General features: G+C 75.3%; 28 protein-coding genes and 1 pseudogene. 10 read left to right on the top strand and 19 right to left on the bottom strand.

Translation table 11 applies throughout. From position 1 onward, the window contains the following. Nucleotides 1–78 precede the first annotated feature (78 nt). The gene (locus ACI780_RS09690; RefSeq protein WP_456873185.1) at nt 79–918 is read left to right on the top strand and encodes an SRPBCC family protein; all 840 of its coding nucleotides are present in this window, start codon (nt 79–81) and stop codon (nt 916–918) included. 51 nt (nt 919–969) lie between these two features. Here ACI780_RS09690 and ACI780_RS09685 read toward each other — a convergent pair whose 3' ends face one another. Then, nucleotides 970–2,298, bottom strand: coding sequence for a PRC-barrel domain-containing protein (locus ACI780_RS09685; RefSeq protein ID WP_457002509.1), 1,329 nt, complete (start codon nt 2,296–2,298; stop codon nt 970–972). Nucleotides 2,299–2,811: 513 nt separating this feature from the next. Between ACI780_RS09685 and ACI780_RS09680 the strand changes: the two genes are divergently transcribed. Next, on the top strand, nt 2,812–5,094 hold the full coding sequence (locus ACI780_RS09680; protein WP_457002507.1) for a choice-of-anchor L domain-containing protein: 2,283 nt from the start codon (nt 2,812–2,814) through the stop codon (nt 5,092–5,094). A gap of 78 nt (nt 5,095–5,172) precedes the next feature. Here ACI780_RS09680 and ACI780_RS09675 read toward each other — a convergent pair. Further along, nucleotides 5,173–5,481, bottom strand: a pseudogene (locus ACI780_RS09675) (DUF1761 domain-containing protein); the annotation flags it as partial. Nucleotides 5,482–5,638: 157 nt separating this feature from the next. Then, the gene (locus ACI780_RS09670) at nt 5,639–5,884 is read right to left on the bottom strand and encodes a glutaredoxin family protein (RefSeq protein WP_089404555.1); all 246 of its coding nucleotides are present in this window, start codon (nt 5,882–5,884) and stop codon (nt 5,639–5,641) included. A gap of 119 nt (nt 5,885–6,003) precedes the next feature. Here ACI780_RS09670 and ACI780_RS09665 point away from each other — a divergent pair, with 119 nt between their 5' ends. After that, nucleotides 6,004–6,276: a DUF1905 domain-containing protein gene (locus ACI780_RS09665; protein ID WP_456872124.1), complete on the top strand. Its 273-nt coding sequence runs from the start codon at nt 6,004–6,006 to the stop codon at nt 6,274–6,276. Between the two features lie 36 nt (nt 6,277–6,312). Here ACI780_RS09665 and ACI780_RS09660 read toward each other — a convergent pair whose 3' ends face one another. The 9 genes from ACI780_RS09660 to ACI780_RS09620 are packed head-to-tail and all read right to left on the bottom strand — an operon-like array spanning nt 6,313 to nt 15,616. Beyond that, a complete protein-coding gene (locus ACI780_RS09660) occupies nt 6,313–7,065 on the bottom strand; it encodes a PIG-L deacetylase family protein (RefSeq protein ID WP_457002504.1) in 753 nt (250 codons plus the stop codon). Beyond that, the gene (locus ACI780_RS09655; protein WP_457002502.1) at nt 7,032–8,240 is read right to left on the bottom strand and encodes a glycosyltransferase family 4 protein; all 1,209 of its coding nucleotides are present in this window, start codon (nt 8,238–8,240) and stop codon (nt 7,032–7,034) included. Before ACI780_RS09655 ends, ACI780_RS09660 begins: the two co-directional genes overlap by 34 nt. Beyond that, nucleotides 8,237–9,076 (bottom strand): sugar phosphate isomerase/epimerase family protein, encoded by an 840-nt coding sequence (locus ACI780_RS09650; protein ID WP_457002500.1) that lies wholly within the window; start codon nt 9,074–9,076, stop codon nt 8,237–8,239. Before ACI780_RS09650 ends, ACI780_RS09655 begins: the two co-directional genes overlap by 4 nt. Continuing rightward, a complete protein-coding gene (locus tag ACI780_RS09645; RefSeq protein ID WP_457002498.1) occupies nt 9,073–10,536 on the bottom strand; it encodes a YcaO-like family protein in 1,464 nt (487 codons plus the stop codon). Before ACI780_RS09645 ends, ACI780_RS09650 begins: the two co-directional genes overlap by 4 nt. Further along, a complete protein-coding gene (locus ACI780_RS09640; RefSeq protein ID WP_456872129.1) occupies nt 10,533–11,492 on the bottom strand; it encodes an MBL fold metallo-hydrolase in 960 nt (319 codons plus the stop codon). The genes ACI780_RS09645 and ACI780_RS09640 overlap by 4 nt, the downstream gene beginning before the upstream one ends. Then, nucleotides 11,489–12,499 (bottom strand): Gfo/Idh/MocA family protein, encoded by a 1,011-nt coding sequence (locus ACI780_RS09635; RefSeq protein ID WP_456872130.1) that lies wholly within the window; start codon nt 12,497–12,499, stop codon nt 11,489–11,491. Before ACI780_RS09635 ends, ACI780_RS09640 begins: the two co-directional genes overlap by 4 nt. Then, nucleotides 12,496–13,518, bottom strand: a complete 1,023-nt coding sequence (locus tag ACI780_RS09630; RefSeq protein ID WP_457002495.1) for a class I SAM-dependent methyltransferase — start codon at nt 13,516–13,518, stop codon at nt 12,496–12,498. Before ACI780_RS09630 ends, ACI780_RS09635 begins: the two co-directional genes overlap by 4 nt. Next, the gene (locus ACI780_RS09625) at nt 13,515–14,429 is read right to left on the bottom strand and encodes a hypothetical protein (protein WP_456872132.1); all 915 of its coding nucleotides are present in this window, start codon (nt 14,427–14,429) and stop codon (nt 13,515–13,517) included. Before ACI780_RS09625 ends, ACI780_RS09630 begins: the two co-directional genes overlap by 4 nt. Then, nucleotides 14,426–15,616, bottom strand: a complete 1,191-nt coding sequence (locus tag ACI780_RS09620) for an inositol-3-phosphate synthase (protein ID WP_457002492.1) — start codon at nt 15,614–15,616, stop codon at nt 14,426–14,428. The genes ACI780_RS09625 and ACI780_RS09620 overlap by 4 nt, the downstream gene beginning before the upstream one ends. Before the next feature lie 207 nt (nt 15,617–15,823). On the opposite strand from ACI780_RS09620, the gene ACI780_RS09615 reads away from it, so the two are divergent. Genes ACI780_RS09615 through ACI780_RS09605 form a run of 3 tightly spaced genes read left to right on the top strand, consistent with a single transcriptional unit; the run spans nt 15,824 to nt 17,579 of the window. Beyond that, nucleotides 15,824–16,444 (top strand): hypothetical protein, encoded by a 621-nt coding sequence (locus tag ACI780_RS09615; RefSeq protein WP_456872134.1) that lies wholly within the window; start codon nt 15,824–15,826, stop codon nt 16,442–16,444. Then, nucleotides 16,441–17,238 carry a glycoside hydrolase family 16 protein gene (locus ACI780_RS09610; protein WP_457002490.1) on the top strand — a complete coding sequence of 266 codons (798 nt, stop codon included), beginning with the start codon at nt 16,441–16,443 and terminating at the stop codon, nt 17,236–17,238. The genes ACI780_RS09615 and ACI780_RS09610 overlap by 4 nt, the downstream gene beginning before the upstream one ends. Before the next feature lie 11 nt (nt 17,239–17,249). Further along, nucleotides 17,250–17,579: a DUF6204 family protein gene (locus tag ACI780_RS09605; protein ID WP_457002488.1), complete on the top strand. Its 330-nt coding sequence runs from the start codon at nt 17,250–17,252 to the stop codon at nt 17,577–17,579. A gap of 4 nt (nt 17,580–17,583) precedes the next feature. On the opposite strand, the gene ACI780_RS09600 is transcribed toward ACI780_RS09605, so the two are convergent. From ACI780_RS09600 to ACI780_RS09580, 5 genes are all read right to left on the bottom strand, one after another. Continuing rightward, nucleotides 17,584–18,138: a PaaI family thioesterase gene (locus tag ACI780_RS09600; RefSeq protein ID WP_457002486.1), complete on the bottom strand. Its 555-nt coding sequence runs from the start codon at nt 18,136–18,138 to the stop codon at nt 17,584–17,586. After that, on the bottom strand, nt 18,128–18,637 hold the full coding sequence (locus ACI780_RS09595) for a winged helix-turn-helix transcriptional regulator (protein ID WP_456872137.1): 510 nt from the start codon (nt 18,635–18,637) through the stop codon (nt 18,128–18,130). The genes ACI780_RS09600 and ACI780_RS09595 overlap by 11 nt, the downstream gene beginning before the upstream one ends. 127 nt (nt 18,638–18,764) lie before the next feature. Then, nucleotides 18,765–19,538 (bottom strand): succinate dehydrogenase/fumarate reductase iron-sulfur subunit, encoded by a 774-nt coding sequence (locus tag ACI780_RS09590; protein ID WP_089404567.1) that lies wholly within the window; start codon nt 19,536–19,538, stop codon nt 18,765–18,767. Beyond that, nucleotides 19,539–21,485 (bottom strand): fumarate reductase/succinate dehydrogenase flavoprotein subunit, encoded by a 1,947-nt coding sequence (locus tag ACI780_RS09585; RefSeq protein WP_457002483.1) that lies wholly within the window; start codon nt 21,483–21,485, stop codon nt 19,539–19,541. It abuts the gene before it with no gap. A 13-nt stretch (nt 21,486–21,498) separates the two neighbouring features. Then, nucleotides 21,499–22,203, bottom strand: a complete 705-nt coding sequence (locus ACI780_RS09580) for a succinate dehydrogenase cytochrome b subunit (RefSeq protein ID WP_457002481.1) — start codon at nt 22,201–22,203, stop codon at nt 21,499–21,501. 154 nt (nt 22,204–22,357) lie between these two features. Here ACI780_RS09580 and ACI780_RS09575 point away from each other — a divergent pair, with 154 nt between their 5' ends. Beyond that, nucleotides 22,358–22,966, top strand: a complete 609-nt coding sequence (locus tag ACI780_RS09575) for a sulfite oxidase-like oxidoreductase (protein ID WP_457002479.1) — start codon at nt 22,358–22,360, stop codon at nt 22,964–22,966. Nucleotides 22,967–23,108: 142 nt separating this feature from the next. Then, entirely contained in the window at nt 23,109–23,774 is a 666-nt protein-coding gene (locus tag ACI780_RS09570) for an FAD-binding oxidoreductase (RefSeq protein ID WP_456872141.1), read from the top strand. Here the strand turns inward: ACI780_RS09570 and ACI780_RS09565 are convergent. Continuing rightward, nucleotides 23,737–23,943, bottom strand: coding sequence for a hypothetical protein (locus ACI780_RS09565; protein WP_457002477.1), 207 nt, complete (start codon nt 23,941–23,943; stop codon nt 23,737–23,739). The genes ACI780_RS09570 and ACI780_RS09565 overlap by 38 nt on opposite strands. Before the next feature lie 80 nt (nt 23,944–24,023). Here ACI780_RS09565 and ACI780_RS09560 point away from each other — a divergent pair, with 80 nt between their 5' ends. Further along, entirely contained in the window at nt 24,024–24,560 is a 537-nt protein-coding gene (locus tag ACI780_RS09560; protein ID WP_457002475.1) for a GNAT family N-acetyltransferase, read from the top strand. Here the strand turns inward: ACI780_RS09560 and ACI780_RS09555 are convergent. After that, complete coding sequence (locus ACI780_RS09555) at nt 24,542–25,258, bottom strand: monooxygenase (protein ID WP_457002473.1); 717 nt, start codon at nt 25,256–25,258, stop codon at nt 24,542–24,544. The two genes, ACI780_RS09560 and ACI780_RS09555, sit on opposite strands and share 19 nt — an antisense overlap. A 23-nt stretch (nt 25,259–25,281) precedes the next feature. Between ACI780_RS09555 and ACI780_RS09550 the strand changes: the two genes are divergently transcribed. Continuing rightward, nucleotides 25,282–26,103: a formate/nitrite transporter family protein gene (locus ACI780_RS09550; RefSeq protein WP_457002471.1), complete on the top strand. Its 822-nt coding sequence runs from the start codon at nt 25,282–25,284 to the stop codon at nt 26,101–26,103. Nucleotides 26,104–26,144 lie beyond the last annotated feature (41 nt).

Genomic DNA, 26,144 nt, shown 5'->3' with positions numbered 1-26,144 from the left:
GAGGTTGTCCACTCCGACCAGGGGTAACGCACGTCACGTTCCTCCAGCACGTCCTGACACGACGAAGGGAGACGAGCGATGACGACGAAGGTCGAGAAGTCGATCCAGGTCGACGTGCCCGTGCGCACCGCTTACGACCAGTGGACCCAGTTCGAGGACTTCCCCCACTTCATGGGCGGGGTGAAGGAGGTCCGCCAGCTCGACGACCGGCGGCTGCACTGGGTCGCGGAGATCGCCGGCGTCCGCCGCCAGTGGGAGGCCGCGGTCCTCGAGCAGGTACCCGACCAGAAGGTGGCCTGGGCCGCCACCGGGGGTGCCACCAACGCCGGCGCGGTCCGGTTCGAGCCCGCCGGGGCCGGCTCGACGATCGTGTACCTGGAGCTGGAGTACGAGCCCGAGGGCCTGGTGGAGCAGGTCGGCGACAAGCTCGGCATCGTCGAGCGGCAGGTGCGGTCCGACCTCGAGCGGTTCAAGGAGCTGGTGGAGAGCCAGGGCTACGCCAGCGGCGCGTGGCGCGGGTCGATCAACGAGGAGCTCGACGTCGGCACGCCGACCACCGAGACCGCCTTCCAGTCCCACGGGGACAGTGGCAAGGCCGGCGTGTCGGGCAAGGTGGTCGCCGGTGCGGCGGCGGCCGTGGCCGGTGTCGCGGCCGCGGCGGCGGCCGTGGCGAGCTCGTCGGGCGGGCAGGAGGAGACCCGGCCGGTGGAGCAGCCCGTGGGGCAGCCGGAGGGGACCGTGCAGCCGCAGGAGGTCACCGTCGTCGACCAGCCGCCGCCGGACGCGGTGGTGCGCGACGACGTCCTCGTGCCGGAGTCCGACCCGGAGGGCTACACGACGCCGACGTCGACCGAGGGCGTCGAGCGGGGTGTCCGCGGCGACGGCGACGACCCGATGATCGGCGGCGGCAGCCGCTGACCGGCCCACCGGCCGGGTGCCCGCACGCGGCGGGCACCCGGCCGGCTGCGGTCAGGCCTGGCCGGTGACGCGGCCGGTGAGCCGGCCGGCGGCGCGCTGGATCTGCGCGTAGTCGCCGTAGCCGGCGCCCACCACGTACCCGGTGCCCGCGCCCAGCCCGAACGTGGTCAGGCGCACGATCCGCCGGCCCTTCTTCTTCAGCCGGTGACCGGCCTCGGCGACCTCCTCGGGCACCGCCCCGACGGCGCGCTCGGCGCGCATCGCGGCCCGCAGCCCGGTCTGGCCCAGCTCGGCCCCGGCCTCGGCGACCCGGGACACCGCGGTGGTGGCCAGCTCGCCGCTGGAGAGGAGCGCCTGGCGGGCCACGACGGCGCCCTCGTCGACCGCCTGCCGTACCGCGGCGCCCGTGCCGGCCAGCAGCGGGGCGACCGCCAGCGCGCCCCGGCGGGTGGCCCCGAGCACCTGCGCGGCGGCCGCGGACGCGACCGGGCCGGCCGCCGTCGCACCACCGCGGGTGACGCCGAGCACCTGCTGGGCGGCGGTGCTCACGGCCGGGGCGACCCCGGCCGCGCCCGCGCGGGCCGCCTCGCGTGCCTGCTCGGTGGCGCTGAGCACCACCGGCGCCACCCCGGCGGCGAGCTGCTGCAGCCGGGCCCGGCCGGCGACCGGGGCCGCCTTCGCCCGGCGACGGGCGCGGCGGCCGGCCTTCGCGGCCTTCGCCGCCGAGCGGCCGGCCGTGCGCGAGGCCGTGCGGGAGGCCTTGACCCGGGCCCGCCGGGCGCTGCGGGAGAGCTGGACGGTGGGCTGCCGCCGGCGGCGGACCAGCGAGAAGCCGACCGCGCCGGCGGCCAGCAGCGCCGCCGCCGCGGCGGCGATGCGGCCGGTCCCGCCGCCCGAGGTGTCCTCCGCCCGGCCGAAGTCGCGGTCGCCGGGCTGGGCCACGGGGGGCGGCGGCGTCGGCGGCAGCGCCTCCTCGTCGACCGTGGGCAGGGTCGGGGTGGGCTCGGCCGTCGTGGTGGCCGCCGGCTCGGCGCCCTCCGCCGGGAGCAGCGTGCCGGAGGTCGCCGTCGTCGCGGGGATCCCGTAGTGGCGGTACAGCGCCTCCTCCTGGTCGGTGGTCAGCTCGCGGCTCTCGCCGAACCGGGGGGCGCCGTCGACCAGGCCGCGCTCGACGGTCACCTGCACCCGCCCGCCGTCCCCGGTGGCGCCCACCAGGGGGACGACGACGGTGGCGCCGGCGTGCTCGGCGTAGAGCCACTCGGGACGGCCGGTGTCCTCGTCGGCGAGCAGGTGCGTCACCGTGCCGATCTCGTTGCCGTCGCGGTCCACGACCGGCTTGCCGATCCAGTCGATCACCTGATCCCGTTCGGGCAGTGTCATGGCTGTCTCCCCACCTCGTGGCCGGACCCCGCTGGCCCGGCTCGGCCGCGTCCGACCGCCCCTACCCCGCGACCTCGGGCCCAACCGACCCCGTGCACGCGCCGGCGACCGGCCTGCGACGACGCTCGGCACGCGTGTCCGCGGTCGCTCGTACGGGCTGACGGGGTGCGGTGGCGAGGTTCCCCACCGTGACCGAACCGGGATGTCCGCGCGTCTTGTGACGGTGATCACGGCTCACTACGGTCCCCTCCGATGGTCACCAGATCAGGTGATCACGATCACACGGGGTGAGTAGTGGCGAGTGCCCGGAACGTCGTGCTGGCTGTCCTGACGAGTCTCCTCGTCGTCCTCTCACTGCCGCCGTCGGTGGCGGTGGCGGGGCCCAGCGCGGGACCCCCGGGCACGCTCGCGGTCTCGATCCGGACACCGCACGGGGTGCCGGCGAGCGTCCTCCTCGTCGGGAGCAGGGAGCGGTCCGTCGCCTCCAAGGCAGCGGCGGGGACGTCGAGCACCGTGACCGTCCCGACCGCCCCGGGCACGGTGCGGGTGGAACCGCAGCCGGTCGTCTCCGCCGGACGCCTGTACGTCGGGACGGCAGCGAGGCCGACGGTCACCGTCCGGTCCGGGGTCGCGGCGACCGTGGCGGTCACCTACGCGGCGGCCGGGGTGGTGCGCGACCTCCACGTGACCGACGTCGGCCCGTCCTCGGTCGCCCTCGCCTGGACGGCGCCGGGCGGTACCACGGTCAAGGTCCGGCGCGTGCTGCTGGACGGGACGAGCGCGCCGAACGAGGGTCAGGGGACGCTGCTGGTCACGAGGGGGGCGACGGCGGTCGACGAAGGTCTGGAACCCGGTCGCCAGTACGCCTACTCGCTGACCGAGCGCGTCGCCCAGGGCTGGACACCTCCCGTCACCGTCGTCGTGGGCACCCCGTCCGGGGCGGCGGACGACGCCACCTTCGTCGCCTCCCCGGGGACCCTCCTGGCGACCGCCCAGGACGTCGTGAGCGCCGCCACCACCGGTGACGGGGTGACGGTGGTCCTGGCCGACCAGGTGACGACGCCGGCCCCCGGGACGGCCGTGGTCCTCCCCGTCTCCGACGTGCTGCCGGGAGGCTTCCTCGGGACGGTGCAGGAGGTGGGGACCGACGGGCGGCGGCTGCGGCTCGCCGCGGGCGGACTCGCGGACGCCTTCGACTACTACGCGCTGGACGTCCCGGACATCGCCGGTGGGGGCGACGACGGCGGTGGCGTCGCCGCTGCCGCGGCCGCGCCGTCCTCCGGCCAGTCCGGCGGGCAGCCGCCGTCGAGGGAGCAGCGGGAGGAGGCGGCAGCCCGGGCCGCCCCGGCCGCCGCGGCTGCCGGGGCGCAGATCGCTGCAGGGGCGGCGGTCGCAGCAGTCGGCGTGGACTGCGACGACGCGAGCGAAGCCTCCGTCGAGTTCTCTCCCTCCGTCTCGCTCGGCGGTCGGTTCTCGGCGCACGTGGACAAGTACCGCGTCCTCGGGGTCGACGTCCCCACCGGAGCCAGCCTCGACATGGAGCTGTACGCCGACGTCACCGCCGCCGTGGCGGTGGCGACGAGCCGGACGGTGACCTGCGGCCTCGACCTCCCCGACTACAAGAGGAGCCTGTCCGCGTACCCCGTGCCGCTGGCCTTCGTCTTCACGCCCACCGTGGAGATCACCGTGACCGGCGAGGTCAGGATCCGGGACATCGGCGTGAGCGCGCGTGCCGGCTTCCGCGTCGCCGGGCACTTCGGCGCGACGTCGGGCTCGTCGTTCACCGGGAGCCCGGTCCACCACGCGACTCCGCTGACCCCCGTCGCGGAGGCCAACGGGGAGGTCCGGCTCCAGCTCGGTGGCGACGTCCTCGTCGGGCCCGGCGCCGCGAGCGAGGGCGCCGGTGTCGTCGCCGGGGTGGGCGGGGAGCTCAAGCCCCTGGACGCCTCCTTCCGTCCGGAGTTCTCGGTGGGTCACGGCCGGTTCAACGCGTGCGTGGAGGCGAGTGCCGCCCTCACTCTCGGCGTGCACGTCACGGCGAAGGCGTGGCTCGGGTCGTGGAGTGTGTCGCGCACGGTCTCCCCCGAGGCACTGCAGAGGACCTTCCAGTACCCCGGCTCGCCGTGGCACCTGCCGAGCGGCTGCGACGAGGCGCCGGCGGTCGACCCGGGGACGACACTGCTCGGCCCGGGAGTGACGAAGGTCGGTGACTCGGTCGGAGGCAGCGCCGACCAGTGGGGGCACGTCGAGGGCTTCGTGCCGGGGCAGAAGACCTGGGTGTTGAGCACCGGCGTGATGGCGCACGCCGTCGGAGCACCCGGGGACTTCGCCAGCACGGGCCTCGGCGCGCCGGGTGACGAGATGCTCAGCGCCATGTCCGGCCGTCCGACGTACGACGCCGCGTACTACCAGGTGACCCTCGTCCCGACCGGGGACACCCTCCACGTGCGGTACGTCTTCGCCAGCGAGGAGTACCCCGAGTACGTGGGCAGCCCGTTCAACGACGTGATGGGTGTCTTCGTCGACGGCGTCAACTGTGCGACCGTCCCCGGCACGTCCACCCCCGTGTCGGTGAACACCGTCAACCCGTGGTCCCACGCGGACCACTACGTCGACAACCAGAACGGCGCTGCCGGCTATGCCACCAGCATGGACGGCCTGACGGTCCCCCTGACCTGCTCCGTCCCCGTGACACCCGGGCAGCCGGTGACGGTGCGCATCGCCGCGGCGGACAGCAGCGACAGCATCCTCGACAGCGCTGTGGCTCTCGTGGACGGCGGGATCTGGACCGACTGACGGTGTGCGCCGGCGCCCGACGATCGACGAGACCAGCAGCAGCTTGACCAGCCAGTCACCGGCGTGGATCGCCGCCTGCTGCCAGGGCACCCTCTCGTGCACCACCGACCCGGTCAGCAGCACCACCGGGAAGGCGGCCCACAGGCCGGCGCCCAGCACCAGCGCCTGCCGCGGGCCGCGCACCGGGAGCCGGTCGGCGAGCGCCGAGACGGCGGTGGCGACGACGCCGCTGCGGACCAGCTCCACCGGTGCGACGACCGCCGGCGACGGGCCCGGCCCGGCGTAGGCCTCGTCGAGGCGGGCCAGCCGCTCACCGAAGGCGGTGTACCAGGCGGAGCTCGCGGCGAACGACGCGCCGGCCGCGGCGGCGACGCGGGCGGCGCTCACCACGCGCGCCGGCCGTCGGGCCGCGCGCCGGGCACGGGGCCCTGCCGCGGGGTGGTGCGGAGCTCGTCCACGTCTGCCTCCTCGGATCGGCGTCGACGGGGAGACCGGCCGCGTACGGCGGAGTCATCGGTCCGGCGCGCCGAGTCCCGCGCCGTCCTCAGGAGCGCATCGCCTCGCGGACCTCGCGCAGCGAGGGGTTGGTCAGGTACCGCCCGCGGACGACGACGGTGGGGGAGACCTCCCAGCCCTGCGGGTGCCGGGACCGGACCTCCGCGGCCGCCTCCGGGTCGTCGGCGAAGCGGACGGAGCGGTGCGGCAGCCGGGTCAGGCGCATCTTCGCCCGCAGCTTCGTCGAGTACGGGCACCCCGGCTTGTGGTAGACGACGACGGGCTCGTCGGTCATGGCCCCTCCCGCTGTGGCGACGTCGACCCCCGCTGGGGGAACGGTGGCAGCCGCGCTCCCCGCCGGACAAGGCGTGTCGTCACCGATGAGTCCCGGCCGTCCCCGCGGTCGGAGGCAGCATGGACTCCCTCGACGCCACGTTCACCGCGCCCCTGGAGAAGGACGGCGCGTTCCCGACCTTCGTCACCGTGCCCGGCTCGGCCGAGCTGTTCGGCACCCGCAAGGCGGTGAAGGTGGCCGGCACGGTGGACGGGCACTCCTTCTCCGCCACCTGCATGCCCTCGGGGCAGGGGCCGCACTGGCTGCCCCTGCGCAAGGCCGTCTGCGCCGCGATCGGCAAGGACGCCGCGGGCCAGGAGGTCACCGTCCACCTGCAGCAGCGCCTCTCCTGAGCGCTCGTGCTCTGCCCACACCGGCGGGGCAGAGCACTAGCGGGCGGGGGATCCCGTCCCGAGGGCGAGCTCCCGGGCGCCGGCGTCGGCCATCAGCACCTCGGGCAGCCCGGCCAGCGCCGCCCGCATCGCGTCGGCGCCCCCGAACTGGAAGCCGAGCTGGGTCGCGTAGCAGGCGCAGGCGACGGCGCGCCGGCCCCGGTCCTGGGGCAACTCGAGCGGGGTCAGCCCGGCGGGCACGTCGGGACCCGGGACGGCGGCGGGGTCGCGCAGCACGTAGGGCGCGTCCCGCCACCACAGCACCGGCCGGCCGGTGCCGGCGACCGCGCGCAGCACCTGCAGGTGGTCGACGTGCCCGCCCAGCGCCTGCGGGGCCAGCCACAGGTCACCGGGCACGGCCTCCAGCAGGTCGCGCACGGTGCGCCACACGTCGTCCCCGGCGTGGACCCCGGCGAACAGCTCCGCGGCGCTCCCGTACCCCCGGTGCGGCGCCTCGGGCAGGTCCAGGTGCAGCGGCGTCGCGCCGAGCACGGTCATCGCGGCGGCGTCCTCCTCCCGCCGCAGGGCCATGTAGTCGACGTCGGCCGGCAGCCCCTTGTCCAGTTGGCAGGCCAGCGCGAACCCCTCCGGGTCGGGCACGCTGCGGGTGAAGCAGGTGACCACGGTGACCGCGTGCCCGGCGTCGGCCAGCGCGGCCAGCGTCCCGCCCACGGAGAACGCCGCGTCGTCGAGGTGCGGGCTGACGGCGGTGACGTTCACAGCAGGTGCGCCGCGGAGCGGAACCGGCACGAGAGGTCCACCTCCGGCGGCACCGTCCAGTCCGCCGACGGGGGCGTCCCCGCCACCGAGCGGTAGACGTCGTCGACCGAGGCGGCCAGCACCGGCCACGAGTAGAGCCGGCGCACCTCCTCGAGCGCCGTCGTCGCCAGCCGCTCCCGCAGCGCGGCGTCGGCCAGCAGCCGGTCGAGCGCCGCGCGCAGCCCGGCGACGTCGCCCGGGGTGTGCAGCAGGCCGTTCTCCCCGTCGCGCAGGCAGTCGACGACGCCGACCGAGTCGGTGCTCACCGTGGGCAGCCCGCTGGCCATCGCCTCGAGCAGCGTGTTGGAGAACCCCTCGCTGTAGGTGGGGCTGACGAAGACGTCGGCGCGGCGGTACACCGCGGGCGCCTCGTCGGGTGGGACGTAGCCGAGGAACGTCGTCCGCCCGTCGGCGCGGGCCCTCGCCTCGTCGAGGTCGGGGCCGATGCCGGAGACCACCAGCCGCACCCCGCCGGGCAGCGCCTCGAGCAGGTCCAGCACGCCCTTGCGGCGGTCGACGCGGCCGTGGAACAGCAGCACCGGCGGGTCCTGCAGCGAGCCGAGCGGCCGCTCGGCCGGGGAGAACCGTCGGGTGTCGGTGGCGCCCGGGACGATCGTGAACCGGGCCGGGTCCGAGCCCAGGTTGCCGACCACCTCGTCGCGGAAGCTGGCGCTGCCGATGAGCACGGCGTTCGAGGCGTCGACGACGGCGCGCATCGCGTGCGCGTGGGTGGTGCAGCAGGTGCCCACCCAGTGCCCGTCGCCGCCCTGGATGCTCACCACCGCCGGCAGCCCGGTCTCCCGCGCGGCGGCGAGCACCGCCAGGCCCGGCGGGTAGCCGTACTGGGCGTGCAGCACGTCGAACGGGCGCTGCGCGTGCAGGTCGACCACCGTGCGCACGATCTCGTCGACGTCGCCCTCCCAGTCGGCGGGGACGACGGTCTCGCCGCGGCTGGGCAGCGCGTGCACCTGCACGCCGGCGGGGACGCGGCCGGGCGGGGGCGGTCCGCCGCCGTAGACGCGGGTGCCGGCCTCGTCGTCGCGGTACTGGCTGACCAGCACCACCTCGTGGCCGAGCGCGACCAGCTCGCGCAGCAGGTTCTCCGCGTAGACGCTCATCCCGCTCACCGCCGGCCAGTAGCGGCGGCTGACGAAGCAGATCCTCACGCCTGGGCCTCCGCCTTCCGCAGCGTCTCGATCGACCGCGGCACCATCTCGTGCGCCCGGTGCCCGTCGCGGGACAGCTCCAGCGTCACCAGCCGGTCGAACGACGCCTCGCGCAGCGCCCGCAGCACCGCCGGCAGGTCGACGTCGCCCTCGTCGAGCGGCAGGTGGTCGTGCACGCCGCGGCGCATCCCCTCGACGGCGACCGTGCCCAGGTGCGGCGCGAACCGGGTCACCGCCTCCTCCGGCGCGTACGCCCCGGCGACGACGCAGTGCCCGGTGTCCAGCGCCAGCGCGATCCCCGGCGCCTCGGCGGCCAGCCGGGCCCAGCCGTCGCAGTCCTCGACCAGCATCCCGGGCTCCGGCTCGACGGCGAGGGCGTAGGAGCGCCCGCCGTGGCTGTCGACCAGCGCCCGCACGCCGTCGACCAGCCAGCCCCAGGCGGCGTCGCGGTCCACGCCCGGCTGCGGCACGCCGGCCCAGAAGCTCACCGCCTCCGCCCCGAGCACGCCGGCGAGGTCGCAGGCCAGCCGCAGGTAGGCCAGCCGCCGCGCGCGGCCCTCCGCGGAGGCGGTGACCAGCGTCGGCTCGTGCTTGACCCGCGGGTCGAGCAGGAAGCGGGCGCCGGTCTCCACCACCACGCCCAGGCCCAGCTCGTCGCACCGCGCCCGCACCCGCTCGGCCTGGGAGAACGCGTCGTCGGCGAACGGGTCGAGGTGGACGACGTCGAGGGTGAGCGCCACGCCGGCGTAGCCGCAGTCGGCGAGGAACGGCAGCGCGTCCGACAGCCGGTGCGAGGTCAGCCCGTTGGTGTTGTAGGCGTACCGGAGGGCCGTCACCTCTCGAGGACCTCCGCGACCACGTGCCGGCCCGGCTCGCGGTACAGGGCGTACAGCGCACCGACCCGCCGGTCGGCGCCGGCCCGGTCGAACCAGGCCGGCCCGCCCAGGCGCTCCTCGGCCTCGGCGGTCAGGTGCACCCGCGCCCAACCGCCCGGGTCGCCGCCCACGACCGCCAGGCCCTCGTCGTGCTCGATCAGCCGGCGCACGCCGCGCTCGCCGATCCGGCCGTAGGACATCGACTCCACCTCCAGGCCGGTCACCAGCACCTTCGCCGCGATCGCGTCGCCCTCGGAGGGCTGCAGCTCGACCAGCACGTCGTGCCCGGCGGCCTGCACCGCGCCGGTGACGTGCGCGTGCAGGTCCTCCCCGGACCAGGTGGGCAGGTCGGCCAGCGCCACGGTGGACCGGCGGGAGAGCACGGTGTCCTGCAGCAGGTCGACCAGCGCGGCGGTGCCCATCCGGGTCCAGTCGAGCATCGCCTGCAGCGCGCGGTCCTCCTCGACCAGCCGTTCCGGGGGGTGCCCGGTGCGCCAGTGCTCCAGGTAGCCCGGCGGCGTCGCGGGCAGCACGACGTCGAAGGGCCCGTGCATGAACGCCTTGCGGCTGCGGGCCGAGGCGAACTCGTGCAGCGCCTTGCGGACGGCGGTGTCCCGGTCGGGGTGGGCCGCCTCGCCGCACGCCGTCGCCATGACCGGCACCGGCTCCGACCCGTCCCGCGAGCAGCCGACGGCGTAGACGTCGACGACGCCGAAGTCCGTCGCGGCGAGCTTCACGACGACGTCGATGCCCGCGGCGTCGAGCCGGCCGAGCAGCGCCAGCGCGTCGGGGTCGGTGAGCCCGGCCAGGTCGACGACGACGCCGCGGTCCATCGCCCGGAACGCCGTCGCGTTGCCGTCGCGCTGCAGCACCTCCAGCAGCGCGTGGGTGACCGCCCGGTCGGCGTCGAACGCCGCGCCCTGCCCGTTGGTGACGACCGTGGTCAGCCAGCCGCCGGGCGGCGGGGCGCCGGGCAGGTCGTCGGGCGCCGAGGCGACCAGCTCCGCGGGCACGAGCACCGTCTCGCCGTCGCGCAGGCGGGTCATCGGCAGCCACTGCAGCGGCCGGTCGTCGTCGTAGGGGCTGCCCGCCTCCAGGCACAGCGTGCGCGGGTCGGCGACGCGGTCGCGGCCGTGGCGGCGGGTCACCTCCGCGTACGAGCCCTCCTCCCGCTGCACCCCCTGGTGCGCCCGCAGCGACAGCGCCATCTCGGCCATCTCGCCCATCGCGCCGGTGCGGGCCTCCTCGCGGGTGGCGCCGTACCCGAGCCCGCTGCCGCCCGGGTGCCGCTCCGACGGCGGCAGCACGGCCGAGTGCAGCGGCACGTCGAGGACGTCGATGCCCTCGATCGCGAAGTCCTCGACCGGGGTGGGGAAGGAGTCGCGGTACCGCTGCGACGGCGTGACCTCCGTCGTCGTCACAGCTCCTCCAGCGGCACGGGCGCGGCGTCCGGCGGTCCGGACAGCAGCCGCTGCACCAGGTGGACGACGGTGTCGGTGGTGATGCCCGGGACCATCTCGAACGGCGTCGCGACGACCTCGAAGTCGAGCTCGGCGACGACGGCGAGCATCTCCCGCAGCTCCCCGTGCGACAGCGGGATCTGCGCGTGGAACGCCTTGTGCGCGCTCAGGGCCACCGGGTCGCCGTCGGGGGACAGGTCGACCTTGAGCGAGTCGCCGCAGAACAGGATCCCGCGGCGGGCGTCGTGCAGCACCGAGTGCCCGGGGAAGTGGCCGCCGGTGCGGTGCAGGGTGAGGTCGGGAGCCAGGGTGAGGACGTCGTCGGCCGGCCAGGTGACCCGGAAGGCCTTGGTCCAGACGAGGTCGTGCACGTTGACGCACACGACCCGCGGCTCGAGCTCCTGCTGCAGCTGCCACAGCGCGCCGTAGCCGTGCACGTGCGACGACGCCAGCACCGGGAAGCCGCCCTTCTCGGCGGCCATGCGGCGCAGCTCGGCGAGCATGTCGGCGGTGTACCAGGGCGCGCACTCGAAGCCGACCAGGCCGATGTCGGTCTCGACGACCCAGCCGCGGCTGTCGAGGCCGAAGCGCGGCTCGGTGCCGAACTCGGTGACGCCCTCGACGGGGGCCGGCCGCCAGAACCCGGTGACCAGCTCGTCGGCCTGCTTGGCGGTGACGAACTCGAAGCCGTGCTCGGGCAGCGCGTTGCGCACGTCCGCGCAGACCGGGCAGACCGCCGGCCCGGGTGCCGGCCAGCGCTGCCAGTGCCCGCAGTTGGTGCAGGCGTAGGCGGGCAGGTCGGGCAGCAGGCCGCGGTAGGGGTTGGTGTCGACCTGACTGGACACGTGCCGCGCGCCGTCGTCGGCGGCGGGGTCGGTGGCCCGGTCGATGGCGCCGGGCACGTCGGGCGAGCTCACGGGGTCCCTCTCTCCAGAGCGGTGAGGAGCAGGCGGTGCAGGGCGAGGTCGCGGGCGGGGTCGTACGGCCACGCCGTCCCCGCCCGCTCCCGACCGGCGACCGCGGCGGTGAAGGCGGCGAACTGCGCCTCGAACGGCGGGGTGTCGGCGAACGGCACGTCCACCGGGTCGGGGCGGTACAGCGTCAGCGAGCCTCCCGCCGTCTGGCCCATCGTGTCGACGGCGACGGCCATGCCGCGGGTGCCGACCACCTCGAGCCGGCGGCGGGGGAGCGCGTCGGGGGTGTTGAACGCGACGTGCAGGCCCACCAGCACGCCGCCGTCGGTGGCGCCGGTGAGCAGCGCGCCGTCGTCGACGCCGTAGCCGTGCACCCGGGTCTGCAACAGCGCCGACAGGCTGGTGACGTCCTCGCCGAGCAGCGTGCCGACCAGGTCCAGCCCGTGCGGGGCGAGGTCGATCGCCGCACCGCCGCCGGCGCGCGCCGGGTCCACGCGCCAGTTGTCGTGCGGGCGGCCGTCGGGCGTCCAGTCCCCGGGCAGCCAGCAGCAGTAGACGATCCGGACGGCGGTGACCGTGCCCAGCTCGGGCACCAGTTCGCGCAGTCGTACGTGGGCGGGGTGCCAGCGCTGGTCGTAGGCGGTGCCGAGCAGCACGCCGGCCCGCGCGCAGGCGTCGACCAGCGCCTGGGCGTCATCGACGTCGGCGGCCAGGGGCTTCTCGCACAGCACCGCCGTCCCGGCCGCGGCGGCCGCCTCCACCAGCGGCCGGTGCCCGGCGTTCGGGACGGCGACGTAGACCGCGTCCAGGCCGGGGGTGGCGAGGAACTCCGCGAGGTCGGTGCTCCGCCGGGCGCCCTCCACCGGCATCCGGTCCAGCGCGGCGGGGTCGAGGTCGTGCAGCGCCACCACGCGGGCGGCGTCGACGGCGAGCAGGCCGGGCAGCGCGTGGTCGCGGGCCACCCAGCCGCACCCGGCGATGCCCCAGCCGACGGTGCTTCCCGTTCTCACCAGGCCTCCGGGAGGTCGACGAGCAGCCGGCGGCGGGCGGCGTCGGCCGGCAGTGGGTCGGGCCAGCGCGGCGGCAGGTAGGACGAGCGCGGCCCGTACTCGGCGGCGTAGCGCTCGTTCGGCCAGGTGAGCACGCCGTCGCGGTAGAGCGGGTTGGCGACCAGCGGCGGCAGCGGCGCGCCGAGGTCCACCGGGGCAGGGCCGAGCGGGTCGCCGGCCACCAGTGCCACCGCCTCGCTGGCGTGCAGGTCCGCGGCCGCCGCCGGCCGCGGCGGGCGGCCCTCGAGCAGCGAGCGGGTGAGCTCGTCGTCGTCGTAGAGCAGGTCGGTGCCGAGGACCTCGGCGTACCCCTCGGGCGTCAGCGGCTGCCCGTGCGGGTCGGCCACGTGCGCGTGCCCGACGACGACGGTGCCGCCGTCCCCGGCCAACGCGCGCATCGCCGCGGCGGCCGCGGGCTTGTCGCGCAGGAAGTAGAAGGCGTCGTGGCAGGCGACGTACGCCGGGGAGCCGACGTCGAGCGGCGGGGTGGCGGTGAGGTCGGCGCACACGTAGCGCGCCGACGGGCACACGAACCGCCGGGCCAGCCACAGCTTGGCCCACACGACGTCGACGCCGAGCAGGTCGCCCACCCCCCGCCGCGACAGCTCGCGCAGGTGCGCACCCACCCCGCAGGCGACGTCGACCACCGGCCGCCGCCCCGGCCAGTGCGCCTGCAGCAGCGCCAGGCCGGCCAGGTGGGTGGGGTCCGACCAGCGGTGGGCGAAGTAGTCGGCCACCCGGCCCATGCCGAGCAGGTCCATCGCCTCGCGCAGCGTGCGGGCCGCGGGGACCCGGGCCAGCTGGTCCGGCGGGGGCGGCGGCTCGGTCCACCAGTCGTCGGCGTCGGCGAGCAGCAGCACCCGCGCCCGGTCGGTCTCCCCGGCGGCCAGCAGCCCGGCGACCTCCGCGCGCAGGTCGTCACGGCCGGCCCGGAGGTAGGGGATCCCGTCGACGACGGGCACGCCGACCGAGAGCGTCACAGCCCCGCCGCCGCCAGGACGTCGAGGTGGTAGGCCTGCACCGGGCCGGCGTGCACCAGCTCCAGGTCGTCGAGCGCCTGCGACGCGGTGAACGCCGCCGCCCGCGCGTGGTGGTGCACCTGCAGCACCCGGTCGAGGACGTCGGCGGCGTGGAAGGCCCGCGCCTCGGGCACCTCGGCGCCGGCCCGCAGCGCCAGCACCTCGCGCACCTGCCCGGCCACCCCGGGCGGCAGCGCGGCGAGCTCCCGCTCCTCCAGCGTGCCGATCACCCGCTCCAGCGCGTCGCCGAGCAGCACCTCCCCGGCGAACCCGGCGTCGGGCAGGACGACGTTGTGCAGGTGGTGGGCCAGACCCAGCAGGAACGGGGTCACCGGGTCGGCGCCGACCACCGGGGCGACGAGCGTGCCGTAGACGGCGACGGTGAGGCAGTGGTCGCCGTGGCTCTCCGGGGGCTCGACGACGATCCGCGGCCGGCCCGGGGCGGTCGCGCCGGCCCGCGGCTGGGCGTTGAGCGCGCCGGCCAGCGGCGGGGGCGGGCCGGGGGAGCCGAGCGGGCCCAGCGCCGCGCGCAGCCGCTCGCGCAGCACGCTGTCGAGCGGGGCGGAGACCTCGTCGAAGCCGCGCCGCAGCACGGTGAGCGCCTCGTCGTCGGCCAGCCCGGCGGCGGCCAGGACGGCGGCGTCGACGCCGGCGAGCCGCGCCCGGGCGACGGCGGCCGCGGTCTCGGAGAAGGCGACGGTCTCGACGTCCTCGCCGGAGACCAGGCGCGCCCAGGCGCGGGCGAAGGCCTGCTCGGCCAGCGAGCCGGGCGTGCCGGCGACCCGGACGCGCTTGGCGTCGCCGATCTCGGCCAGCAGGGGCCGGAGGCCGGCCAGTGCGGTCAGCGTGCCCGGGGTGTCGAGGGCGGTCACCGGGCGCCGGCGCCGGCGGCCAGCCAGTCGAGCAGCGCGGTCTCCTGACGGTGGAACGCGTGCTCCGGGACGCCGCCGTCGGCGGTCATCGGCGCCTTGAAGAACCAGCCGAGCTGCCGCTGCACGCCGCCCTCGCCGCGCTGCTGCGCGAGGTCGGTCAGCCGGGCCAGCTCGATGGCCAGCGGGGCGGCGAGGATCGAGTCGCGGCACTGGAAGTCGACCTTGACCTGCATCCGCTGCCCGAGGAAGCCGACCAGGTCGATGGCGTCCCAGGCCTCCTTCTGGTCGCCGCGCGGCCGGTAGTAGTCGATGCGGACGACGTGGTCCTCGACCGGGTAGCCCAGGATCGAGTCCAGGACGCTGCCCTTGGTCTGCAGCTTGCTGTTGAGCGAGTCGGGGTCGTCGAGGGCCAGGCCGTCGCGGTTGCCGAGGATGTTGGTGGAGTACCAGCCCTCGACGGTCAGCGACCGGGCGCGGAAGGCCGGGGCGAGCACCGTCTTCATCATCGTCTGGCCGGTCTTGCCGTCCTTGCCGGCGACCGGGACGCCACGCGCCTGCGCCAGCTCCACCAGCGCGGGGACGTCGGCGGCCAGCGACGGCGTGAAGTTGACGTAGCCGACGCCCTCGGCGATGGCGGCGTAGGCGTAGACCATCGCCGGGGTGATGGCGCGGTCGTCGGCGTCGAGACCGCCCTCGAACGCCCCGGCCGACTGCAGCGCCGGGGCGGCCGGGTCGGGCCAGCGCTCGGTGGAGGCGAGGTTGACCAGCACCAGGCCGTCGAGGGCCTCCTCCTCGCGGAAGCGGCGCAGGTCGGCGCGGACGGCGTCCACCTGGGCGCGGCGGGTCTCGGCCAGCACCACGTTGCCGCCGGTCACGTTGCGGCAGAAGTCGGCGTCGCCGGCCGCCGGCCAGGGCGTCAGCGCCGACAGCGCCGGGCCGGCCTCCTCCAGCTGCCGGGAGTCGAGGACACCGTGCTGCTCGGCGGCCTTGCGCAGGTCGGAGCCGTCGAGGTCCCAGCCGCGGACCACCAGCGCCTCGTAGCCGACCAGGCCGGTCGTCTCCTCGACCGGGCCGCCGGCCACCTCCAGGCCCGCGAGCGGCAGCCCGTCTGGGGCCGCGGCCCCGATCCGCAGCAGCTCCAGCCCCGCGACGGCGGTCGTCGCGACCGCACCTCCGAGTCCGACCACAGCGACGCCGACGCGACGGGACCCTTGTGACACCACGACCTCCGCGTTCTCCGGGTGGACGTCCTCCACCTGGGACCGACCCTGGCACAGCGGTTGTGCACCCGCTGGGCGAGAGCGAGATTCTTCTGCACAACCCGGTCGTGCACCGCCCGTCCCTGGACGGGGCGGCCAGGATGGGGGTCCAGCCGCCCAGCCGGAGGTGCCCCCGTGACCGTGCCGTACGCCCAGCAGCCGCCCGCGCCGATGGTGGTGCCGCGCTTCACCGTCCACCAGCGCATCACCGTGATGGTCAACCGCTACGAGGTGCGCGCCGTGCAGCCCGACGGCAGCGAGGGCGGGCTGCTGGCGCTCGCCCAGCAGAAGCGGATGAAGCTGAAGGAGGAGGTGGTCTTCACCGCGGACGAGGCCCGCACCCGTCCGGTCTTCTCCTTCCGCGCCCGCCAGCGGCTCGACGTGCACGCCCAGCACGACGTCTTCGACGAGGGCGGCCGCGTCCTCGGCACCTTCAGCAAGCGGTTCGGCGCGAGCCTGCTGCGCTCGACCTGGACGCTGTCGGCCCCCGGCCTGGAGGCCGTCGGCCGGGAGCGCCGGCCGTTCCTCGCGATCCTGCGGCGGGTGTGGGAGTTCATCCCCTTCCTCGGCGACGTGTGGGTGCCCTTCGTCTTCCACTTCGACTTCGTCGACGCCGCCACCGGCGCCCCGGTCCTGGTCGTCGAGCGGCGCAAGTCCATCCGCGACCGCTACGACGTGCACGTCCCCGACCCGCGGCTGGACTTCCGGGTCGCCGCCTCGATGGCCGTCGCCCTGGACGCGCTGCAGAGCCGGTGACCGGCTCGACCGACGCCTCCGCCGGCTTCGCCGACGACTTCGAGGGGGACGACCTCGACCGCGACGTCTGGGTGCCGCACTACCTGCCGCAGTGGAGCTCCCGGGCGGCGACGGCGGCCCGCTACGAGGTCCGCGACTCCTGCCTGCGGCTGTACCTGCCCGACGACGCGCCGCTGTGGTGCCCCGGCGACCACCCGCCGCTGCGCGTCTCGGGCATCCAGTCCGGCGTCTTCTCCGGGCCGGTGGGCAGCACGGTCGGGCAGCAGCCGGTGAGGCCGGGCGCCGTCGTCCGGGAGGAGCAGCCCGCGCACTGGGGCTGGACGCCGCACCACGGCGTGCTGGAGATGCGTGCCCGCGCCACGGTGACGCCCCGGTCGATGGTGGCCTGGTGGCTGGTCGGCCTCGAGGAGTCCCCGGAGCGCTCCGGGGAGCTCTGCGTCATGGAGGTGTTCGGTGACGCCGTCGACCCGGTGGCCGGCGCCGCGGTGGGCATGGGGGTGCACCCGTTCCGCGACCCGCGGCTGGCCGAGGACTTCGCCGCGCCGCGGCCCGGGATCGACGTCGCCGACTGGCACGTCTACGCCGTCGACTGGCGGCCCGACGGCGCGGTGTTCTCCGTGGACGGCCGGCCGGTGCGCGAGGTGGCGGTGACCCCCGACTACCCGGTGCAGGCGATGCTCGCCGTCTTCGACTTCCCGGAGAGGGCGGTGCCGGGGGAGCCCTACGCCGTCCCGGAGCTCGTCGTCGACTGGATCCGCGGGAACCCGGGTGACCGGCCGGCCGGTCCCGGCTAGCCTCGCCCGCCGTGTCCAGCCGCACCTACCGCGTCATCGTGCGCGGCACCTTCGACGGTCTCGACGACGACCGGCGCGCCTGGCTGCACGCGCACGCCGCCGAGCACGACCTGTTCGCCACGGCCTTCACCGAGCGCGGCAGCACCGCCTACGACGGCTCGCTGTCGGCGTTCAGCCACCGGGTCGTGGTGCACGTCGACGCCGGCCCGGACGAGGAGGCCGACGCGTGCACGGCCGGGGAGCTGTCGGCGCTGCAGTGGCTCGGGGACGCCGGTCTGGACGCGCGCCGGCTGCGCTCCACGGCGACGTGCACCGACGACGTGCGGATCCGCCGGCGCTGAGCGGTCAGTCCGGCAGCGGGAAGACCAGCAGCGAGCTCGACGCCGTCGCCACCACCCGGCCGGCGGCGTCGAGGACCTGCCCCTCGGCGAAGGCCACCCGCCGTCCCGGCTTGACCACCGTCCCGACCGCGGTCAGCGGGCCGCTGTCCCGCGTCACCGCCCGCTGGTAGGTCACCTTGATCTCGATCGAGGTGTACCCGACGCCCCGGGGCAGGGTGGTGTGCACCGCGCAGCCGGTGACGGAGTCCAGCAGCGTGCAGACCAGCCCGCCGTGCACGACGCCGATGGGGTTGTAGACCGACTCGTCCACCGCGCAGCTGAACTCGACCCGGCCCTCCTCGACGGCGACGACGTCCATCTGCACCAGCTCGGAGATCGGCGGGGGCGGCAGCACGCCGTCGCGCACGGCCTCCATCGTCTCCAGGCCCGACCGCTCCCGGCCGCCGGCGGCGGTGAGCATGGGGTCGTACCAGGTGACGGTGCGGGACCGCGGCTCGCCCCAGGAGGCGGGGACGGGGTCGGCGAGCGGGTCGGCCACCGGGTCGGTCTCAGTGCTCATGCCGCTGGTCCTCCGGCACCCCGGCCAGCGCCCGGCCGGCGGGGGTGAGCACCCGCTCCACCCGGGACCGGTTCACCGGCTCCCCGCACGTGCGGCACACCCACTCGGCGTCGACCTGGTGCTCCTCGTGACCCTCCGGCGCGTGCTGGAGGCGCACCGGCGGCTCCTCGGCCGCCCAGCGGTCGCCCCACTGCAGCAGCGCCTGCAGCACCGGCAGCAGGTCCCGGCCGGACTCGGTGAGGTGGTACCCCGAGCGGGGCGGCGCCTGGCTGTACTGCCGGCGCTCGAGCACGCCGGCGGCGACCAGCGCGTTGAGGCGCGCGGTCAGCCGGTCCCGGGGGGCGCCGGTGCCGCGGGCGATGTCGCTGAAGCGGTGGTTGCCCAGCGACACCTCCCGCACGACCAGCAGGGACCAGCGCTCACCGACCAGCTCCAGGGCGGCGGCGATCGTGCAGGGGCGGCCGGGCAGGCCGGCGAGGTCGTACGGAGCGGTGCTCACCCGAGTGAGTTTGCCCGTCGAACCGACGGAGCGCCACCGCTGCGGGCCTGGCCCCCTCCGGAGACGGCGACGGGCGGGGACCCCCGCAGGGATCCCCGCCCGACGGCGGTGCAGGTGCCGGGGCCGGTCAGCTCTTCGGACGGGCGCCGGCGCGCAGGGCGCCGAGCAGGTCGTGGTTGAGCCGGGAGATGTTCTCCATCGAGATGCCCTTCGGGCAGCTCGCCGAGCACTCGCCGATGTTGGTGCAGCCGCCGAAGCCCTCGAGGTCCTGCTGGTGGACCATGTTGACCACGCGGTCGTTGCGCTCGGGCTGGCCCTGCGGCATCAGTCCCAGGTGCGTGACCTTCGAGGCGGTGAACAGCATCGAGGAGGCGTTCGGGCAGGCCGCCACGCAGGCGCCGCAGCCGATGCAGGTGGCGGCGTCGAAGGCGGCGTCGGAGTCCTTCTTGGCCACCAGGATCGAGTGCGCCTCGGGCGCGGTGCCGGTCGGGGCGCTGATGTAGCCGCCCGACTGGATGATCCGGTCCAGCGCCGACCGGTCGACGGCGAGGTCCTTGATGACCGGGAACGCCGTCGCCCGCCACGGCTCGATGTCGATCGTGTCGCCGTCCTTGAACGACCGCATGTGCAGCTGGCACGTGGTCGTCTGCGGGTGGTTGTCGAACAGGCCGTTGCCGTGGGCGCGGCCGTTGATCATGACGCCGCACGAGCCGCAGATGCCCTCGCGGCAGTCGTGGTCGAAGGAGACCGGGTCCTCACCGTTGAGGATGAGCTGCTCGTTGAGGACGTCGAGCATCTCCAGGAACGACATGTCCGGGGAGACGTCGGTGACCTCGTAGGTCACCATCTTCCCCTTCTCTGCCGCGCTCCGCTGGCGCCAGACACGCAGCTTGAGGTTCATCTACTTGTAGCTCCGCTGGGCGAGGTGGACGTACTCGAACTCGAGGGCTTCCTTGTGCAGGACGGGCGGGACGCCCTCGGGCGTCCACTCCCAGGCCGCGACGTAGGCGTAGTTGTCGTCGTCGCGCAGGGCCTCCCCGTCGGGGGTCTGGCTCTCCGCCCGGAAGTGCCCACCGCAGCTCTCGTTGCGGTGCAGGGCGTCGACGCACATGAGCTCGGCGAGCTCGATGAAGTCGGCGACGCGGCCGGCGTGCTCGAGGCTCTGGTTGAACCGCCCGGCCTCGCCGGGCACCTTGACGTTCGTCCAGAACTCCTGCCGGATCTCGGGGATCCGGTCGAGGGCCTTGCGCAGGCTCTCCTCCGAGCGCTCCATGCCGCACAGGTCGAACATCAGCCGGCCGAGCTCGCGGTGGAACGACGCGGTGGTCCGGTTGCCGTTGATCGACAGCAGCCGCTCGGTCTGCACCTGGACGCCCTCGAGCGCCTCGACGGCGGCCGGGTGGTCCGGGTCGACCGCGCCGAAGGGGCCGGAGGCCAGGTAGTCGCTGATGGTGTTGGGCAGCACGAAGTAGCCGTCGGCCAGGCCCTGCATGAGCGCGCTGGCGCCCAGCCGGTTGGCGCCGTGGTCGGAGAAGTTGGCCTCACCGATCACGAACAGGCCGGGGATCGTCGACTGCAGGTCGTAGTCGACCCACAGCCCGCCCATCGTGTAGTGGACCGCCGGGTAGATCCGCATCGGGACCTCGTAGGGGTCCTCGCCCGTGATCTGGGCGTACATGTCGAAGAGGTTGCCGTACTTGGCCTCGATGGCCGGCCGGCCCAGCCGCTGCATGGCCTCGGCGAAGTCGAGGTACACGCCCAGGCCGTTGGGGCCGACGCCGCGGCCCTCGTCGCAGACGTTCTTGGCCTGCCGCGAGGCGATGTCGCGGGGGACCAGGTTGCCGAACGAGGGGTAGATCCGCTCGAGGTAGTAGTCGCGCTCGCCCTCGGGGATGTCCCGCGGGTCGCGGGTGTCGCCGCGCTCCTTGGGCACCCACACCCGGCCGTCGTTGCGCAGCGACTCGCTCATCAGCGTGAGCTTCGACTGGTACTCGCCGTGCACCGGGATGCAGGTCGGGTGGATCTGCGTGTAGCAGGGGTTGGCGAACAGCGCGCCGCGCTTGTGCGCCCGCCAGATCGCCGTCGCGTTGGAGCCCTTGGCGTTCGTGGACAGGTAGAAGACGTTGCTGTACCCGCCGGTGGCCAGCACGACGGCGTCGGCGAAGTGCGTGCTGATCTCGCCGGTGACCAGGTCGCGGGCGACGATCCCGCGGGCGCGGCCGTCGACGACGATCAGGTCGAGCATCTCGGTGCGGGCGTGCTGCTCGACGGTGCCGGCCGCGATCTGCCGCTCGAGGGCCTGGTAGGCGCCGTAGAGCAGCTGCTGGCCCGTCTGGCCGCGGGCGTAGAACGTCCGCGACACCTGGGTGCCGCCGAAGGAGCGGTTGTCGAGCAGGCCGCCGTACTCGCGGGCGAAGGGCACGCCCTGCGCGACGCACTGGTCGATGATGTTGACGCTGACCTCGGCCAGCCGGTGCACGTTGTCCTCGCGGGCGCGGAAGTCGCCGCCCTTGACGGTGTCGTAGAACAGCCGGTGCACCGAGTCGCCGTCGTTGCGGTAGTTCTTGGCGGCGTTGATGCCGCCCTGCGCGGCGACGCTGTGCGCCCGGCGCGGGCTGTCCTGGTACCAGAACGACTTGACCTTGTAGCCGGCCTCGCCGAGCGTGGCGGCGGCCGAGCCGCCGGCCAGGCCGGTGCCGACGACGATCACCGTCAGCTTGCGGCGGTTGGCCGGGTTGACCAGCTTGGCCCGGAAGCGGCGCTCGCTCCAGCGCTCGCTGATCGGCACGTCGCGCGGGGCCTTGGTGTCGGCGATGGGGTCGCCGAGGGTGAACAGTTCCAGAGCCATGGTCGAGGTGCTCCTACTCGATGATGCCGACGAGGACGCTGAGCGGCGGGATGAGGAAGCCCGCGGTGAGCACCACGGCGAAGACGGTCGCGAACGCGTTGACGGTCCGCTCGCGCGTCCGGTTGCTCTGCCCCAGGGTCTGGGTCGCGCTCCAGACGCCGTGCCGGAGGTGGAAGCCCAGGGCCAGCAGCGCGACGACGTACACCAGCGTCACGAGCGGGTTGGAGAACCCGGCGATCGCGCGGTCGTAGGGCGTGGAGTCCGGCCCCTCCGGGTTCGCGACCCCCAGCGTGAGGTCGAGGATGTGGTAGACGATGAACAGCCCGAGGATGACCCCGCCCCAGCGCATCGTGCGCGAGGCGTAGCTCTGGGCCACCGCCTTGCGGGCCACGTACTGGGTCGGGCGGGCGCGCTTGGCCTGACGCCACAGCGAGACGGCGGCCCAGATGTGGGCGACCACGGCGACCAGCAGGACGACGCGGATGATCCACAGGACGGTCTGCCCCGGGACGGCCGGCTCGCCGATGCGGCGGATCCACTCGGAGTACCCGTTGAAGGTCTCGGCGCCCGCGAAGAGCTTGAGGTTCCCGACCATGTGCGCGATCAGGTAGAGGACCAGGATGATGCCGCTGACGGCCATCACGGCCTTCTTCGCGACCGAGCTGGTCTTCGCTGCCCGCGGGGTCCTGCGCTGACCCGACTGCGTCACCGTCACCACGCACCAAAGTTAGGCTCCCTAACCCCTTGACGGCCACGTGAACACACAGTGACACGGCTCATGTAAGGGAACCCTCAGCCCAGGTCAGGACGTTGAGGGGCGCCCGCCGGGCGTGACAGCGTTCCGGCACCCGAACCCGACCGGAGGAGGACGTGTGGCAGGACCGACCCGGGGCTTCCTCGGCCGCCGGCGGGAGCGCGATCCCCGCCTGCCGCCCGGCCAGTACGACGTCGGCCGCGACTGGCCGGTGCTCACCGCCGAGCCCACGCCGCGCATCACGCCGGAGACCTGGAGCGTCACCGTCGACGGCCGGGTCGAGACCCCCACGACCTGGACCTGGGACGAGGTGCACCGGCTGCCGCTCTCGGAGTACCGCGGCGACATCCACTGCGTGACGACGTGGTCGAAGTTCGACACCCGCTTCACCGGCGTCAGCGTCGACACGCTGCTGGAGGCCGCCCGGCCGACCGCCGACGCGCACTTCGTCGTGGCGACGGCCAAGACCGGCTACACCACCAACCTGCCGCTCGAGGACGTCACCGGCGGGAAGGCCTGGCTGGTGTGGGAGTTCGACGGCGCGCCGCTGCCGGTCGAGCACGGCGGCCCGGTCCGGCTGCTGGTGCCGCACCTCTACTTCTGGAAGAGCGCCAAGTGGGTCACCCGGCTGACGCTGCTGCAGCGCGACCAGCCGGGCTTCTGGGAGCAGAACGGCTACCACGACCGGGGCGACCCCTGGCGCGAGCAGCGCTACCAGGGTGACTGACGAAGGACCCCGTCCTCCTCACCCCTCGCAGGCTCGGGGCGAGCCTCGGGACGGGGCCGACGGGGAGCCTGCAGCGGGGCCGACGGATCCCCCACCTGGTCTCCGGCGACGGGCGCCGGCCGGGGGGTGGCGGACGGCGACGGTGCGCGAGGTCGACCGCCCGACCCCGCGCACCGTCCGGCTGCGGCTGGAGGTGCCCGACCGGGTCGACCACCTCGCCGGGCAGCACTACGTCGTCCGGCTCACCGCCGAGGACGGCTACCGCGCCCAGCGGTCCTACTCGGTGGCCTCCGCGCCCGGGGACCCGCTCGTCGAGCTGCTCGTCGAGCGGCTCGACGACGGCGAGGTGTCGACCTACCTGGCCGACGTCGTCGAGCCGGGCGACCTGCTCGAGGTGCGCGGCCCGATCGGCGGCTGGTTCGTCTGGGAGGGCGGGGGACCCGCGCTGCTGGTGGGTGGCGGCACCGGGGTGGTGCCGTTCGTGTCCATGCTGCGCACCGCCCGCGAGCTCGGCCGCGAGGACCTGCTGCGGATCGCCGTCTCCACCCGCACGGCCGCCGAGCTGCCCTACGCCGACGAGCTCCGCGCGGCCGGCGCGCTGGTGGTCACCACCCGGGAGCAGTCGGGCATCCGCCCGGCCGGCCGGCTGACCCCCGCCGACCTGGTGCCGCTGTGGGAACCGGGCCAGACCGCCTACGTCTGCGGGTCCACCCCGTTCGCCGAGGCGGCCAGCCAGCTGCTCGTCGGCCTGGGCGTGCCCGCCGCGGACGTCAGGGTCGAGCGGTTCGGCCCCAGCGGCCCCGCCTGACCGGCGGCTGGGACGGCCGGCCGCGGCCGCGCAGCCAGGAGCCCAGCGCCACCCCGGCCAGGGCCCAGAACGCGCCCGCGCCCACGCCGGCGAGCACGATCCAGAACGGGACGCGCAGCTCGTCGTCCACCGGGCGCGGGGTCGGGACGGGACCGGGTGCGTCGCTCATGGCGCCGAGCCTGCACCCGTGCGGGTGGACGGTCCAGGGGCGGCGCCGGTCCCCGCGGCGCCGGGGGCGATGATCGGGGGGTGTCCTCCGCCGTCGTGACCGCCGTCGACGCCGTCGACCCACGGCTGCGCGCGGAGCTGCTGGCCTGCTGGACCGACGTCACCAACGCCGGCGGTGCGGTCGGCTTCGTCCCGCCGGTCACCCCCGACGACGTCGCGCCGGTCCTCGACGCCGTCGTCGGGCGGGTCGCCCTGGGCCGCGAGCGCCTGGTGGTGCTGCGGGTCGACGGCGAGCTGGGCGGCTTCGCCGTGCTGTCGCTGTCGGTCAGCCCGCTGCGCCGGCACTGGGCCACCGTGCTGCGGGTGCAGGTGCACCCGCGGCTGCAGGGGCGGGGCCTGGGCCGGGTGCTGGTGTCCGGCGTGCACGAGGCCGCCCGCGCGATGGGCCTGGAGATGCTGCACCTGACCGTGCGCGGCGGCTCCGGCCTCGAGCGGTTCTACGGGCGGTTCGGCTACCGCGAGTTCGGCCGGATGCCCGGCGCGATCCGGCTCGCCCCCGGCGACGACCGGGAGGAGATCCACCTGGTGGCGCGGCTGGGTCAGCCCGCCGAGGGCTGAGCCAGCGGGTCGGCGCCGTCGACGGTGCCGCGCGAGGAGAGCACCGCCAGCCGGGCGAACAGCTCCTCGGCGTACCAGCCCTCCCGCGCCGTCCGGGCGACGACGGCGGCGTGCTCGGGGCGGTCGTAGGCGAAGGTGTTCAGCGCCGCGGCGGAGTCCCAGACGCTGAAGGTGCCCTGCAGGCCCAGCGGCGCCTCGCCGATCCCGACCGCCATCCGCAGCCCCGGCGCACGGTGCAGGTCGGCCGACACCGGCGGCACCGCCGACCAGAACCGCGCCGCCCGGCGCAGCACCAGCCGGGCGCGGGTGACCGCGGCGACCGGCCCGTCCCAGCGCCGCGGGCGCGGGCTGCCGAACGGCTCGCGCCCCGACCAGAGCCCGCGGGCGGCCAGGGGGCGCAGCCGCACCGACCACTCCTCGTCGGCGATGCGCCGCCAGCTCGCGCCCACCGGGCCGTCGTCGACGGCGTCGGCGGCGGTGTCGTCGTCCCACACCGCCAGCAGCCCCCACCGGCGGGGGTCGGCGTCGCGGGCGGTGAACGTGCGCCCGTCACCGGTGCCCAGCAGCTTGGCGAAGCGCAGGCCGGGCGTGCGGGCCAGCGCCGGCCGCAGCGTGGCCATCCGCAGCACCGCGCGCGGCACCGCGCGGCCGGGGACGCCCCAGAGGTGGAGCGTCACGACCGGGTCGGGTGAGGGCACGCCGCCGAGGGTAGGTGCGCGCGGTGACCGACCAGCGCCGCGTCCAGCTCGGCGACACCGACGCCCCGGCCGAGGACGAGGTGGTGCAGGCCTTCGACCGGGTGGTCAGCCAGGGCGCGCAGCGGCTGCACCGCACCTGGCGCGAGGTGCTCACCACCGGCCTGGCCGGCGGGCTCGAGGTGGGCGTCGGGGTGCTGGCGCTGCTGGTCGTGTACGCCGAGACCGGCAGCCACCTGCTCGCCGGGCTGGCCTTCTCCGTCGGGTTCGTCGCGCTGCTGCTGGCCCGCAGCGAGCTGTTCACCGAGGGCTTCCTGCTGCCGGTCACCGCGGTGGTGGCCCGCCGGGCGAGCGGGGCGCAGCTGGCGCGGCTGTGGTCGGGGACCCTGGTGGCCAACCTGGCCGGCGGCTGGCTGTTCATGTGGCTGGTCGCGCACGGCTTCCCGCAGCTGGGACCCACGATGGTGGAGTCCGCCCGGCACTTCGTCGAGTCGCCGCTGGACCTGCGCGCGGTCTGCCTGGCCTTCCTCGGCGGCACCGTCATCACGCTGATGACCCGCATGCAGAACGGCACCAGCGCCGACGGCGCGAAGATCGTGGCCGCGGTGGCCGGCGCGTTCGTGCTGGCCGGGCTGCAGCTGTTCCACTCGATCCTCGACTCGCTGCTGGTGTTCGGCGCCCTCCACACCGGGACCGCGCCGTTCGGCTACGGCGAGTGGCTGGCCTGGTTCTGGTACACGACGCTGCTCAACGTGGCCGGCGGCCTGCTGGTGGTCACGCTGCTGCGCCTGGTGCGCAGCAAGGAGCTGCTGCAGCGCGAGCGGGCCGAGGCCGACGCGGAGCGCTGACCGGCCGGGCCTGCCGCGGCCGGCCGCCGCCGGTGGCCAGA

The organism is Geodermatophilus sp. SYSU D00814 (assembly GCF_054050055.1).
This window is presented reverse-complemented; position numbering and strand designations above follow the sequence as displayed.